Here is a 15,122-nt window from a genome sequence, read left to right on the forward strand (position 1 = left end):
GGCTCTCGATACCCGGCTCGGTCAGCTTCAGTTCGTTCGCTCTCACCTGTCCTGGGCTCCGAGCACGGAGGCCCCAGATGGCAGGTGCGAGACGTTACTCACGGCACCCGGTACCGGGACAGCAATCTCGCCCTGCCGAACCAGGTAGGTCGGACGCAGGGTGCGGAGATCGGTCACGACGGATGCTCCCTCGATCAGAACCGAGCGGCGCTCCTGGCCTGTCGCCGCCGTGAACTCTGCAAGAGTCGACGAGACGGAAGGATTGCCCGCCGCCCCACGAGACCACACCCCGAACCACGCCGGCTGAGAATTGGACGGACGCGAATAGAGGTTGCCGTTCATCGACGAGACCATCTGCGCTGCCGTGAACTCCTTGGAACGGTCTTCCACACAGACGAGGCAGTTGCCCGAGGCATCACCAATGATGTTGTTGGAAACGACCGTCTTCGCGATGATCCAGCTGACAGTGGGATCCGGCAGCGGTTGCCGAGGGTCATGGCCAGCCGCTTTCGTGTCGGACGCACGGCGTGAGTCCTGAGTGATGTTGACGTTGCGCTGGTTGCCCACCACCGTGTTGTTCCAGATGGCGACGTTCCCTGTGTTGATCACGTAGATTCCAGAGAGATCGTTGTCCGCCACGATGTTGTCGGCGACGACCGCGCGCTCGGACAGCTCGAGGACCAGCCCGTTCCCGGTGTTCCCAATCACGTCGTTGCCGGTGAAGGTGATGTCGTAGACCGACTCATCGAACCACGGCCCCTGACCGGTGTTTTCGATGAAGGCGCTGTCCGTGACCGTGACACCGCGCGAGCGGGTCACCTTGAACGCCCCCGAGACGGGAGCTCGGTTGAATCCCTCGGCGTTGTTGCCGCGGGACAGCACACGGTGCAGGGTGAGGCCATCGGCCGTCGCCGCGCCTCCTCCGAGCAACCCATTGTTGATGAGCGAAACCCGCGTGAGGCTGGTTCGCAGACCCCAGGAGTACACGCCGGTGGTCGAGTTGTCGCGGATGACCACGTCCGTGAGAGACACATCGTTCGCGGCGACGATCACTGTTCCCATCTGCGGGACGCTCGTTGCATAGCGACGGACCCCGATACCTCGGATCTCGCTGCCAACGGATCGGACCGACAACGCCTGCGTGAGTGTGCTGGCCGCGACATCCGCCCCGGTCGGATCTGAGCCGATCACGAGCTGACGTCTCGAGTCGTCGACGAAGAACGTCCCCGCGCCGACCTGGTCCCGGCGCGCGACCTCGGTCAACTGCGTCCCCTCGATCCAGACCTGGTCCGGATGTGCGGCCATCGGCTTGGCCGGGTTGACGAACTGCCAGCCTGGAGTGGTGTTGTCGGGCGCACCCTTTGTGTAGGTCGGACTCGAGTCGAGACGCGTGTCCCAGCCGTCCTTGATCCAGACGGCGCCTTCCGACCGCCATCCCGAGACGGGAGCCGCCCCATCGAACCACACCTCTTCCCGAGGCGCGGCCTGAATCGTGACCCGCTTCTGCGGCGGAACGAGCACCTCTTCGTGGTAACTGCCGGCGCGGAGCACGATGGTTCCCCCGTTGGGAACCATCCGCAGAGCCGCGGTGACCGTCCGCAGCGGGGCGCCCCGCGATCCGGAGGCGCTGTCGACTCCGTTCGGAGAGACGAAGATCGCATCGGCGGGCGCGACATCGTCGAAGTCCGCGACTTCTCGCGCCCCGGGTTCACCTCGCACCTGATCTTGATCATCGGGGTCCGGCGCACCGGGGTCCGGCGCACCGGGGCCCGGCGCACCGTCTCCGACCTTCTGCATCCGAAAGTCGTCGATGTCCACGGTTCGAACGCTTCCACCGGTCGATGAGTAAACCGTCAACCCCGAACCGCCCGGCTGACTGATGCGGTCCTGAGAGGAATCCTCGACTGCCACCTGCCATGCTCCAGGCTCGACCCCGTTCGCGGCCCACATCTTCGCGGCGAGGTGCACTTCGTCCGTGCCCGTCACCTGATAGGCGATGCGAAGGTCCGTGTCGGTCGCGACGCGCTGATCCCAGCGGTACTCGGCCAGGGTCTTCGCGGTGGTCAGATCAGAGAGACGCACGATGCTGAGGTGAGCGACACCGTTCGGCTGCACGCGGACGCGGATCCCATAGGCACCATCCGGAGTCACTCGCACGGCCCCGGAGACGTAGACGCCGGATCCGGACGACGGGAGTTCGCGGATCCCGAAGCTGAAGGAGCCCGAAACGTCCGCGGCGCGAACATCGCGGAGCTCGAGGATGGCCGTACGTCCGCTGGAGGGACTGGTGATCGAACCGACACCGTCGGCGACGTCGAGGATCGCCCCGCGGGACGGGACCCATGCCTCTCCCGTGTCTGTGGATCCCCACCCCCCGGTGACAGATCGCTCAAGCGTGTCGCAGACAATGTCCTCAGCGGAGCAAGGACCGATGCCTGTTCCCTTTTCCGGATCCGTTCCCGGTTCGGTTTCGGGATCCGTACCGGGCTGCGCGCCCGGATCCGTTCCCGGCTGATCCTCCGGATCCGTTCCCGGCTGATCCTCCGGATCCGCACCGGGCTGCGTGCCCTGATCGGTCCCAGGCTCCTCGTCGCTCCGCGCGACCGTGGTTGCGGTGATCTCCCCGACCTGGACCGGGAGAACGACGCCGCCGGAAGACGCGTAGTGGCTCCACCCCAGTCCTCCGCCCTGCGTCAGTCGACCCGCCTCGGCATCGCGATACTCGAGCTGCCAGTCCGGCTTCTCCTCGTTCTGCGCCCACACGCGGGCGCGCAGCACAACAGGGTCGGTTCCGACCGCCTGGATCTCGAGGTTGATGCCGGTGGCGAGAGCACCGTCGACATCCACCGTCCGCTGGGCGAAGGGCGTCGCGACGTACCCCACGAAAGAGGCGAGGCTCAGCTCCGTCGCTCCCGTCTCCGTCGCACGGATGCGCACCGCGTAGGATCGGTCGCCCTGTTGACGCACATGGGCTCCGACGTACGCGCCTCCACGTTCCGACTCGTTCCGAGCGATCTTCAGCGCCGTCGTCACATCGACATCCGCCGGCACCTCGCTCTTCCAATTGACGGCGGCAGTGCGACCCGGTGCGGGCGGCACCAGGGAGCCCTCCCCGTCGTTGACCGCGGCTTGCGCGGAAGGTGTTACCTCGTATGGCGTGCCGGACGGATCTGCGCCCCATCCGGCGCTCGTCGTCCTCTCCATGGAATCGTGCAGCAGCACCGACGTCACCTGCTCCGTGGACAGAGCGGGTGCATCCGCGAAGGCGGGGGTGAGCGCAGTCAGCGTCGTCCCGAACACCACCGCGACGGCGATGGTCACGCGGGTGAGCCGACGTAGTGCCGGATGGGAGGTCGATGCGGGGCGATTCGAGAGGGGCACGGAGTTCACGTCGATTCTGTCTATCGTCGGGCTTCTTCCTCGCCCTTCGACGCAGCTCCGGAGGCGCGACGATCAGCGAGGCCCCCTGCCACCCGCGATGATAGCAGGGAGGCCTGAGAAATCCAGCCTGCACCAACGCGGCCGCTGCGCGGCAAGGGTTGTACTGATAATGTTCTGAGGGTGTCCGCGCGATCCTCTTGATCGGCGACACGGAGATTGGGGAACATCTGTCCGCCGCCGCCTCGTGCTGCGGTGGTCGACGGCGATCGGTATTCGGCACTGGGGAGTCCGACGATCGGGAGGGGTAGCATGCGCATTCTTGTGATGTGGGCCAACGACACGACTTCGAATCTCGGCGTCCGCGCACTCGCGCAGGGCTCTGCCGACCTTCTCCATCGCGTGTGGCCCGATGCGGAGGTCGTCTTCGCCAACTACGGGCAGCGACCTAAAGAACTACCGTGGGGTCAGCCGCGCTCCCTTCTGCGCGAGCGCGCGACCGGCCGCCTGGGGATGATGGACTGGTTCCGACAGTTCGACCTCGTGTGGGACACCCGTTCGGGAGACAGCTTCGCCGACATCTACGGGCTTCACCGGCACACGACCATGTCCCTGGTGCACGAGTTCGCCGCACAGGCGGGAGTCCCCGTCGTCCTCGCGCCGCAGACGATCGGCCCCTTCCAGACGCGACGCGGACGGGCGCTGGCGCGCCGCTCGCTGAGACGTAGTGCACTCGCCTTCGCGCGCGACCCGATCAGCGCCGCAGCAGCGGCTCAGCTCGGTCGTCCCGTCGACGCCGTCACCAGCGATCTCGTGTTCGGCATCAATCAGCCCTCCATCGGACGAAGTCGCGACGTCCTCCTCAATGTCTCCGGCCTGCTGTGGCGGGAGAATCCGCACGTGGATGCGTCGACTTACCGGGAAGCCATCGTCCGTCTGATCACGGGCCTCAGAGCCGAGGGGCGCGAGGTCACTCTCATGCCTCATGTCCTGGCGTCTCCGAACGCCGACAATGATGCTCCGGCATGCGCCGAACTCGCGGAGACGTTCCACCGTGAGATCGACGTCTTCACGCCGTCCGATCTGCACGATGCACGCTCGGCGATCGCCGGCGCACAGCTGGTCATCGGCGCGCGAATGCATGCGTGCCTCAACGCACTGTCGGTAGGCACACCTGCCGTCGCGATGTCCTACTCGCGCAAGTTCGCCCCTCTGCTCAATTCGGTTGGCTGGGAGCACATCGTCCCCCTCACCGCGCCCGCGGCCGGAACCGCCGCGGAGATCGCGCAGGCCGTTCTGGAAGACGCATCCTCAGAGAGCCTCAGGGATGAGGCGGCGAAGGCGAAGCAGCGCGGCACCGAGCTTCTCGCTCCGGCCACGATCCGGCTGGCCGAGCTCGCATGACGCTCCTCGCCGCCGTCGAGGGCGTCCTGCAACGCGACGCCTGTAGTGGGTGCGGACTGTGCGTGCGACTGGACCCCGGGCTCGAGATGCACGTGGATGAGCATGGGTACAGCCGTCCCTGCCTTGTTGGCGAATCGCGGCCCATCGCGCGCGCGGAGCAGATCTTCGCCCGCAGCTGTCCCGGCGTCGTCGTGGCCGCGCCGGCACTTCCGCCCGGCGCGAAGCGCCATCCCGAACTGGGCACGTATCTGGAAGCGTGGCAGGCATGGGCCGCCGACCCTGAGGTGCGTCGCGCAGGCAGCAGCGGCGGGGCGCTCACGGCGCTGCACACCTGGCTTGTGTCCACGGGCCGCGCCACACGTATCACCGGCGCCGCCGGATCCGCTGAGGATGTCCGACGGACTGTCCCCGTCACCATCATGACGAGGGAACAGGCCCTGGGTGCGGCAGGATCCAGATACGCACCGATATCGACGCTGGCGAACCCGGACGTCTTGGCTCGGGGGGCAGCCGTGACCGGAAAGCCGTGCGAGATCGCCGCCCTGCGCCGCGCCGCCCCGGACCTCGTGGACGGGGAGGCGCCGCTGATGCTCTCCTTCTTCTGCGCGGGCACGCCCAGCCAGCACGCGACTGACGACCTGCTGCAGGACCTCGGCGTGACCCCCGCGGAGCCGGTCACCGCGCTCCGCTACCGCGGCGACGGCTGGCCCGGCCGGTTCATCGCCCGCACCCCCGACCGCGAAGTGAGCGCGGACTACGACGACTCCTGGGGCCGTGTGCTCGGACCGACGACGCAGTGGCGGTGCAAGGTGTGCGTCGACGGCGTCGGCGAATCCGCCGACATCGTGTGCGCCGACTCGTGGGCGACCGACGAGCGTGGGTACCCCGTCTTCGTTGAGGGAGACGGTGTGAGCGCGCTCATCGCCCGGACACCGCGTGGCCTGGAGACCATCCGTGCCGCCGCCGAGGCGGGGGTGATCGTCCTCGGCGAGCTGCCGATGTCGCAACTCGCCGCCGCCCAACCGCTACAGGTCACGCGCAAGCGCTTCCTGTTCGCGCGCCTGCTCGGTTCCCGCTTCGCCGGACGCCGTCCGCCTCGCTACCGAGGGTTCGGTCTCGCGCGCCTCTCGCTCGCGTACCCGCGCGAGGCGATCCGCACATTCCGCGGCACGTATCGTCGAGTCCGCGCACAGCGGAGGCGATGATGGCCTCGGCACTCGCGCATTCGGCGGCTCGAGGCGCCTTCTTCACCCTGAGTGCGCAGGCAGCGCGGATCGTGCTACAGCTGCTCTCCGTCGTGATACTGTCGCGACTGCTCTCGCCGCACGATTACGGCCTTCTCGCGATCGCGCTCGTGGTCGTCGGCCTGGGCGAGATCTTCCGTGACTTCGGTCTCACCTCTGCGTCGATCCAAGCCCCGGAACTCTCGACCGGCGAGCGCGACAACCTGTTCTGGGTCAATGCGGCGATCGGCGTCGTTCTCACGGCCATCACCTTCGTCCTCGCCTGGCCGGTCGCGGCGATCTCCCAACTGGGTGACCTCCAGGGCATCGTCCAGTGGCTGTCCCTGATCTTTCTCCTCAATGGAGTAGCGACGCAACACCGCGCTAATCTCATGCGCGACCTCAAGCTGCGAGCGCTTGCAATCGTCGATGTCACATCATCCGCCATCGCCCTCGCGGCGGCCGTCGCCGCTGCGCTTCTCGGGGCCGGATTCTGGGCCCTTGTCGTCCAGCAGCTGACGACAGGGACGGCCATCCTCGTCGGCGTTCTCATCGCCGGCCGGTGGTTCCCGCGTTGGTACTCGCGCGCCGTCCCCATCCGCGCGTTCCTCACCTTCGGCAGCCATCTGGTCGGGGCGAACCTGCTGGCGTACGTGGGGCGGCAGATCGACACGGTCACGATCGCCATCCGCTTCGGAACGCAACCACTCGGTCTCTACAACCGCGGCTTCCAACTGATCATGACGCCGTTGGGACAGGTACGCTCCCCCCTCCAGTCCGTCGCCCTGCCTGTTCTCTCCCGAGTGCAGGCGGACCAGCGGCGCTTCGACACCTACGTCATCGCGGCTCAGCTGGCACTGGGGTACACGATAGGGATTCCGTTGGCGATCGTCGCGGGACTTGCCGATCCCATCGTCGGCATCATGCTAGGTGCGAGGTGGGCCGAGACGGCACCGCTGATCAGCATGTTCGCGATCGCAGGTCTCCTGACGACGGTGTCCTTCGTCGGCTACTGGATCTACCTCGCGCGAGGCCTCGGTGCCGAGCTTCTGCGCTATACGATCGTCACCACGGTGATCAAGATCGTCTGCATCGTGGTGGGCTCGTTCTTCGGACTCTTCGGGGTCGCCGTCGCCTTCGCCGTCCATCCGGCGATCGCTTGGCCGATCTCGCTCGCGTGGTTGTCCCGCGTCACTCCGATTCCCCACCGCAAGCTCTACCAGGGCGCAGGTCGCATCATCGCGACCACGCTCGCGTCGGGCCTGGCGAGTCTGGGCATCGCCCACCTGACCGCCTCCGCCCCTGATGGGGTGCAGCTCCTGCTCGGTCTGGGCGGCGGCGTCGTCATCGCCGCGGCCTTCCTGGTACTTCCGGTCTATCGTCGCGATGCATCCAGCCTGCTCGCCTTCGTCCGGCTCATGGTGAAGCGGCAGCCTCAGTGAAGACCCACGCCGGGCCGATCCTCAGCTGACGCGAGGCCATCGCGTCAGTCGCTGTAGTATTCGCTGCGGTGTCGATCGGGACGCGCCCTGTTGAGGACCGTGCCGAGAATGCGCGCGCCGCCGGACTCGAGAGACTTGATGCTCTTCGCCAGCGCTGCACGCCGCGTCTTGGTAGCGTCGACCACGAGGATCACTCCGTCCGTCTGCGTCGCGAAGAGATTCGCGTCCGCGACACTCAGCGTCGGTGGGGAGTCGATCACCACGTAGTCGTACTCTGCGGCAGCGAAGTCGAGAAGCTGCGCCATTCTCGCGGAGGTGAGCAGTTCTGCCGGGTTCGGCGGCACCGTTCCGGCGGGAAGGATATCCAAGGTGCTGTCTGCCACGCTGTGCTTGGCAACCTCGAAGTCCACCTCGTCGAGCAGCACACTCGTGAGTCCGATCGACCCATCAATGCCGGCGTGCTCATGCGCGCGAGGGCGCCTCATATCGGCGTCGATCAACAGAACAGAGTTGCGCAGTCCGGCGAGAGTCATCGCCAGGTTCACGGAGATCGTGGACTTTCCCTCCGCGGGCATCCCCGACGTGACCAGCAGAACCTTCACACGCGACGACACATTGGCGTATGCAAGTGCCGACCGGAGACGACGGAACTCCTCCGCGGTGTGACCGAGTGGCTCCTGCACCACGGCGATTCCACGATCGGCCAGCAACGGTGCCTTCGAGACGACGCCGAGCACGGGGTCTCCCCCCGACTGCGCCAGCGTCTCTTCGTTACGGACGCGGGTGTCGAGCACCCCGATGAGCACTGCGACGGCCAACCCCAACACGCCGCCGAGGAACCCTCCGAGTACTGCATCGCGCATCTTGCTGGGGGTGAACTGGAACTCGGGGGCCACCGCGTCGTCGATGATCTCGGCGGTGATGGTCGAGTCGCCTGCCGGATCCTTCGGTGCAACGTCCTTCACCGCGATGATGAGTTGCGCCGCTACTGCGTTGGCAAGTTCAGCGGCGCCCTCGCTGTCCTCGGATATTCCGGTGACTCGGAGCATGACGGTGCTTTGCGGGATGGAGACCTCGATCGATCGGGCGAGCTCTCGGGAGGTCGTGTCGAGATCGAGTTCGTCGATGACCGGCTCCAGCACGCGCGAGCTGGTGGCGAGCTGCGCGAATGACAGCATCTGGCTCTGGGTGTATGCCGAACCCTGGTTGAGGTCCGACGCGCTCGTCCCCTGGTTGAGGGCGAAATAGAGCGAGGTCGTGGCCTGGTATAGCGGCGTCTGCAGCGACGCGAAACCGAATGATCCCACCGCTCCGAGGACCGCCGCGGCGATGATGACCCACCAGAACTTGCGTACAGATCCCAGGATGACACGCAGACTGATCCGGCTCTCGCCCATGATTCCCCATTCCCCCTCGGATTTCGATTCTAGAGTGTCCCCTCGCCGGTGCCTTGTCGCGGCTACGGCGGCACGATCACCGATGGCCCAGGAACACGATCGGTGAGGGCATCTCGCCTGTCCGCATCGTCGACGTGGGTTGGACCACCGGCCGCATCCCGCGCCCAGGTAATTGCGAGCCCCACGCAGAACCAGAAGAACATGCTGTACTGCGTGATCAGCGCGACCACCACCAGGCTGGGCAGTTGCCCCGCCACGGCGAGCGCTGCGGGGCTGCGTGTCGAGGGCCGCGCAACCATGATCGAAGCGCACACGACAGCGGCCATGATCACGAAGGTGGGTACGTAGCCGTATCGAAGAAGAGTCAGTACGAGAGCGTTGTCGATCGAACGAGCGAAGTACCCCAGGTAGTAGTCGCCCGCGACCAGCGTCTGCCACTCGCCCGGGTTGCCGAACAGCCGCACCTGAGAGAGCAGCACGAGCAGATCCGTGCGGTAGTCGGCGCTGCCCCCCGCCTCGTCCCCCGCCGCACCGAAGACAGTGTCCATGATCGGGATCACGATCAGGGCGCCAGCGACTCCCGCCACGGCGACGGCCGCTCGGAACCGCTTGGAGACGCCCGGGACGAGGAATGTCGAGAGGGCGAGGGTGATCACCAAGGTGATGAGGCCCGTGCGGCTGAACGTCAGCACCGTGGCGACGGCGATGAGCACGACGCCTGCGATCTTGGCGACCAGCACCCACCGCACGGCGACCACGAAGGCGGAAGACATCGCCAGCGCGGCCCCGAGAGCGATCGAATGCCCGAAGGCTCCTTCGGCGCGGAAGACCCCGGCTCGCTCCTGCAGTGGGCTCCACGTGTCGTACACGACCCCCGAGCCGGGGATCAAGACGAATGGATTGACTCCGGTGAGGAACTCGAGGATCGCCAACGCCGCCGCGATCACGGCAACCGCCGCGATCACGTTCGTCACCCAATCGGTTCGCACGCGGGCGAGAACCACTCGTCCCCAGATGTAAGGGATCAACCACTCGAGTACGGCAGCGACGAGCGAAGGAAGGTCGACGGCTCCGACTCCGAAGAGACCGACGATCAGCAGGACGAATACAGCCACCCAAGCATCTGCTGCTCGCAGTGGGACCACCGACCAATTCACGACGATCAGCAATGCCGTGAGCAGGCTGATCGCGGCCCAGTAGAAACCGAGGTTCACGCCGACCCAGAGCGGGACGAAGAAGAGCACTCCCGCCCACACCACGAAGGCGGCGCGGGGGAGCATCCGGAGCCCGAGGATGAAGAGGACCAGTGCGGCGATCCCTCCGAAGGCGAGGAGCACAATCGGAACAGCAGTGGCCATGCGTCAGAATCTTACTCTGGCGCGCTGACGCGGGCCAGAATCGGAGCCGTGGGCGAACCCGACCGCTCCCATCGTTCTGCACACTTCCGGCACTGCTCTTCTCGTTTCTCGGCGCCCTTTTTCTCATGCACCGCGCCGAAGGCCGCTGCCGCGCTTGCGGAGCGCGGCAGCGGCCTTCTCGGGTGTGACTATGGGGCGGTGACCCGGAATGTGTCGAACGCCAGTCCGAGCGTGGCTGTCGAGGAGCCAGAACGGTTCCCGGCCAGCCCCACGGAGCCCGTCGCCGCGAGCGGGGTCGCGTCGGTCGCGTTAAGCTGCCAGTTCGCCGGCTCGCTGGATCCGGTGGCCCAGATCTTTGCCGCGAGCGCAGTGGTCGACGACCCGGTCACCGACACCTTGAGGGTATACGAGGTGTCCGCTGCCCAGGTGAACCCGGCGACCGCCTGCGTGGCAAGTACCGTGCCCTCTCGATGGGCGACAAGCCACAGCGATCCGTCCGGACGCAACCAGGCACGGACCAGGTACTTGCCTGCCGCCGTCCCTCGAGCCACCACTCCGATGTAGGAGCCGCCCGTCGTCGGCGTCTGATCAACAGTGAACGCTGTCTCGATAACGACGTCACCAAGGGGTGTGCCATCGAGCGTCGCATACCGAGTTCCTCCGGCCGCCAATGCCATCCGGCCGTTGCCGTCGGAGACCGTCGCAGCCGCCGCCGAGCCGCCGGCGATGGTCCACGCCCCGCCGGTCGGGGCGGTGCCCCATCCGGAAGTCGCCGTGCGGTCGAACTCGTCGCTCGCGAGCGCTCCGGGCTGCTCCGGTTCGGGGTCCGGATCCGGATCCGTCGGCGCCGCAGTGACCGTCACCTGCTGCGTCGCGGTGTTCGTCGCACCCTTGTCATCCGTCACCGTGAGCGAAACCGTGTAGGTTCCGGCCGCTGTGTACGTGTGCGACGCGGTCGCGCCGGTTCCCGAGGAGCCATCACCGAATTCCCAGGCGTACGACGCGATAGTGCCGTCGCTGTCCGCAGACGCGCCACCGTTGACGTCGGCCGTGAGGTCGGAGACCGCCGCCGTGAACGCCGCCGTCGGAGCAGCGTTCTCGGGCTCAGGGTCGGGCTCCGGATCCGGCTCAGGTGCCGGAGCTGCGAGGTCCTTCACCGCGAAGTCGTCGAAGTTGATCGGATTCGTTCCCGATGCGGAACCGGCGCGATAAGAGAACACCGTGGTCGCGCCCGCGACCTGCAGGGCGGGTGTTGCATCCGTCGTGGTGAGCTGCCAGTCCTCCGGCTCGGTTGATCCGGCCGCCCAGATCTTGGCGCGGATTGTCGTCGGAGAAGAGCCTGCTGTCTCCATCGCGAGGTGGAAGGTGCTGCCGGCTGCCCAGGTGGTACCGGGGACTGCGGTACTCGCGATCGCCGTTCCGTTGCGGTGGATCACGAGCCACGTCGACCCGTCCGCGCGGTGCCAGACGAGAGCGCGGTACCCATTGGAACCGGAGCGACGCGCACCCAGGCCCTCATACGCCACTCCCGTCGACGGTCCGGAGGTGAGCGTGTAGGAGATCCGCGCCTCGGTGTCTCGCAGAGAGGTCCCCTGCAGCAACATCTCGCGCGTCTCGCCCGGTCCGAGGTTCACCGTGCCCACGCCGTCTGCGACGGACGTTACGGCTGCGGAGCCCGCCATCGGAGCCCAAGTGCCGCCGATGTCCGCCGCGCCCCAACCGCTCGAGACCAATCGGCCGAAGGAGTCGGCAGCGGCGAAGACCTCTGACTGGACCGTGACCGACTGGGTCGTGCTCGCCGAAGACCCCAGGCTGTCACTCACCGTGAGGGTGATGTCCTTGGCACCGGCCTCTGCATAGGTGTGCGTGGCCGTCGCGCCGGAACCGGCGGGGGTGCCATCGCCCCAGTTCCAGGAGTAGGCGAGGGTAGCGCCGTCGGATGCGCTCGAACCCGCAGCAGACACATCCACTTTGAGGCCCGACGCCGTCGATGTGAACATCGCCACGGGGTCCGCGTGCGTGGTAACGGCCTCACGCGTTGTCGATCCGGTACCGTTGCGGTCGTCGGTGACGGTGAGCGTCACCGTCCGAGTACCCGCCGATGCGTAGGTGTGGCTGGCGACCTGCCCAGTGGAAGTGGATCCGTCGCCCCAGTCCCAGGCGTAAGAGGTGATCGATCCATCCGGATCCGTCGAGGCAGAGGCGTCCGCCGAGACTGCCAGGCCGGAGGCCGAGAGCTCGAACGAGGCCGTCGGCGCGACGTTGGCGCCCTGCACCGTGACCTGCTGCTCGGTCGTCGAGGTGAGCCCGTTGCTGTCTGTGACCGTGAGTCGCGTCGTGTACGTTCCGCCCGCCTCGTAGGTGTGGTTCACGGTCTTGCCCGTGGCTGAGGCCGAATCGTCACCGAAGTCCCAGCGGTAGCCAGTGATCGTGGCTACCCCGGCAGGTGCGGAAGCGCTCGCGTCGAACGCGACTTCGAGGTTCGTCGCCGACGCGGTGAACGAAGCCGTCGGAGCCTGGAATCCCTTGCCGACGCCGTAGTGCGTGCGGATCTGCGCGGGGGTCAGCGCGTATGGATACACCGCCACCTCATCCAGCGAGCCGGAGAAGTACTTCGAACTCGGGCTTGAGGGCCAGCCGTTGAGGTTGTCCCCACCGACTCGCCAGTATCCCGTGTAGTTCTCTGCGTCTGTCGCACCCGCGAGGGAGGAGACAAGTTCGCCGTCGACATACAGTTTCATCCCGCTCGAGTCCTGAGTAGCCACGGCGTGGTGCCAGGTGTTGTCGTTGAGCGCGGTGTTGTTCTGCACCGTCTGCGTACTGCCGTTGTAGGTGCCGAACACGAGACGTCCGCTGTTCGTCATGTAGAGATGACGATCGTAGCTGCTCGAGTCTCCCGATGCGGCCGAGCCGTAGCCCAGGAGCTTCCCCCCGGAGTTCGTGTTCGTCCGGAACCAGAGCTCGGTCGAGAACGACTTCGGCGCAGCCACGCGGGCGCTCGTCGCGACACGACCGGATGACGAGCCGCTGAACGACGAAGCGCCTGTCGTGGTGTTCTGGACGCCTGACGACACCGAATTCACTCCGGACCCGAAGACGGGAGTGTTCGACCCTGCCCAGTCCTGGGCGACGGTACCGAGCGGGTAGTACAGTTGCGGCTCGTCGGCCGTGACGGCATCGACGTACGGCGACACCACACCATCGGCGACGGCCACGGTGACGCTCTGACTGCTGGCCGTGTTCCCGTCACCGTCCTTGGCGACGACCGTGTACTGCTGCTGCGATCCCGGTGTCGTGGACGTGTCGTCGAGAGTCACCGACGAGCGGTCCCACCAGGTGCTGTCCACCGTCTTGCTCGCGACCGCCGTGCTCGTGCCTGCGCGGCGAAGCTCGTAGGTCAACGCCAGATCGTCGCGGTCCCAGTTCAACGGGATCGAGACACGAACCCGACCGGGGATGAACGACTGCGCTGTCGGGACCCAGTTCTCCCCGGAGAGACGCGGGCCGTCCTTTGCGCCGCCCGGCGGGGTCGTCGAGAAGCGCACCAGTCCTTCGAAGCGTCCGTTGTTGACCGAGCGGAACTCGCCACCGATCGAGATCATGTTGCCGGCTCCAGTGATGGAGAGACCGGCCTGACCCAGGCCCGTAGTGACTCCGACCGCCCAGTCGGGGGTCCAGGCGTAAGCCGACGGCGCCGGCGTGCCCACCCAGTTCTTGTAGGTGCTGCCGGCCGCGGGCTGGTTGCCGAGCGTGCCGCGTGCATCCGCCGTGTACGCCTCGGAATAGCGGTGCGTGCGCGGGTTCTGTTCAGGGTGCAACCCCTGGGTGCTGCAAGCGTGCGTGTGGCTTGTCGTGTAGACGACCTTGCCGGTCGAGTAGACCCCGTAGTGGTCACCGAGGCAGTCCGAGATCCAGCGGACCTGGCCGGAACCAGCCTCCGCGGCGAAAGTGCCCTCAAGGTTGCCCGTGGCCGCGTTCGCATATACCCAACCGGTTCCGTACACGGCGTTGGCGTCGGCCGCCAGACCGAAGATCCCGGCCTTGCCGGAGGTCGCACCATTCTTGACCGTCTGTGGAAGGGCCCACGAGTCGTCGACCGCACCGGTGTCCTTGTCGAGCGCGACGGTACCGCGCATCGCCAGGTTGCCGTTGACCTGCGAGAATCGTCCAGCAGCGATCACGTTCTGACCGGCCGGGTCCATCACCATGGCGTCGACCTGGAGGTCGGCCTGGGGAGCCCATGCCAGAAGCGCTCCGTTGGTGGAGCTGAAAGCCGCGAGATTCTTGCGAGCGGTCCCATTGCCTTGCGTGAAGAGACCCCCGACGAAGACGCTCGTGCCCGAAGTCGCGAGCGCGTACACACCCGTCCCTCCGATCGCGGGGGAGAAGCCTCCGACGAGCTGGCCGGTGGTGGCGTCGAGGGCAGCGAAGTTCCAGCGCGCCTGTCCATTGACCGAATTGAAGGAGCCACCGATGTAGATACGGCTGCCGTCGGGGGATGCCGCGACTGCCTTGATCACTCCATTGACCTGGGGGGCGAACGGCAGCAGCTGACCGGAGTTGATGTCGTAGGCGAGCACGTTTGACCGCGCGGTCAGGCTCGTCCCAGGGGTCGCGAGCGGAGCACGCGCGTTGTCGAACTTGCCCACCGCGTAGACCGTCGAGCCGATGGTCGTCTGCGCCCACACGTAGCCGTTGTCGATCTGCACTGTCGGGATCGGATCGGAGGTGACGACGTTGTCATCTCGCTGCAGCAGTGGAGGCGGCTGCGGCACGTCCGCGGCTGTCGCCGCCTGCGCTCCCAGTGTCGTCATCCCCGCGACGAGCAACGCGCCCGCCACGAAGGACGCGAGCGCAGAACGCGCCCGCTTCGAGATATTCGTGTGCTTCATTGTGACTCCCCAGCCCCAGTTAGTCCTT

At 66.7% G+C, this 15,122-nt stretch carries 7 protein-coding genes; 3 read left to right on the forward strand and 4 right to left on the reverse strand.

From position 1 onward, the window contains the following. Positions 1-42: 42 nt before the first annotated feature. Positions 43-3,321, reverse strand: coding sequence for a right-handed parallel beta-helix repeat-containing protein (locus E0W80_RS12730; protein ID WP_240740522.1), 3,279 nt, complete (start codon positions 3,319-3,321; stop codon positions 43-45). A 369-nt stretch (positions 3,322-3,690) separates the two neighbouring features. Here E0W80_RS12730 and E0W80_RS12735 point away from each other — a divergent pair, with 369 nt between their 5' ends. The 3 genes from E0W80_RS12735 to E0W80_RS12745 are packed head-to-tail and all read left to right on the forward strand — an operon-like array spanning position 3,691 to position 7,447. Continuing rightward, positions 3,691-4,782 (forward strand): polysaccharide pyruvyl transferase family protein, encoded by a 1,092-nt coding sequence (locus E0W80_RS12735; RefSeq protein ID WP_047521310.1) that lies wholly within the window; start codon positions 3,691-3,693, stop codon positions 4,780-4,782. After that, entirely contained in the window at positions 4,779-5,987 is a 1,209-nt protein-coding gene (locus tag E0W80_RS12740; protein ID WP_047521313.1) for a Coenzyme F420 hydrogenase/dehydrogenase, beta subunit C-terminal domain, read from the forward strand. Before E0W80_RS12735 ends, E0W80_RS12740 begins: the two co-directional genes overlap by 4 nt. Further along, positions 5,984-7,447: a lipopolysaccharide biosynthesis protein gene (locus E0W80_RS12745; RefSeq protein ID WP_205802342.1), complete on the forward strand. Its 1,464-nt coding sequence runs from the start codon at positions 5,984-5,986 to the stop codon at positions 7,445-7,447. The genes E0W80_RS12740 and E0W80_RS12745 overlap by 4 nt, the downstream gene beginning before the upstream one ends. Before the next feature lie 44 nt (positions 7,448-7,491). Here E0W80_RS12745 and E0W80_RS12750 read toward each other — a convergent pair whose 3' ends face one another. The 3 genes from E0W80_RS12750 to E0W80_RS12760 all read right to left on the reverse strand — a co-directional run bounded on the left by E0W80_RS12750 (position 7,492) and on the right by E0W80_RS12760 (position 15,094). Beyond that, complete coding sequence (locus E0W80_RS12750; protein WP_052193374.1) at positions 7,492-8,844, reverse strand: polysaccharide biosynthesis tyrosine autokinase; 1,353 nt, start codon at positions 8,842-8,844, stop codon at positions 7,492-7,494. 62 nt (positions 8,845-8,906) lie between these two features. Continuing rightward, a complete protein-coding gene (locus E0W80_RS12755; RefSeq protein ID WP_131492968.1) occupies positions 8,907-10,202 on the reverse strand; it encodes a hypothetical protein in 1,296 nt (431 codons plus the stop codon). 188 nt (positions 10,203-10,390) lie between these two features. Further along, positions 10,391-15,094: a PKD domain-containing protein gene (locus E0W80_RS12760; protein WP_240740523.1), complete on the reverse strand. Its 4,704-nt coding sequence runs from the start codon at positions 15,092-15,094 to the stop codon at positions 10,391-10,393. Between the last annotated feature and the right edge of the window lie 28 nt (positions 15,095-15,122).

The organism is Microbacterium sp. PI-1, from assembly GCF_004337555.1.
GTDB lineage: Bacteria > Actinomycetota > Actinomycetes > Actinomycetales > Microbacteriaceae > Microbacterium > Microbacterium aurugineum.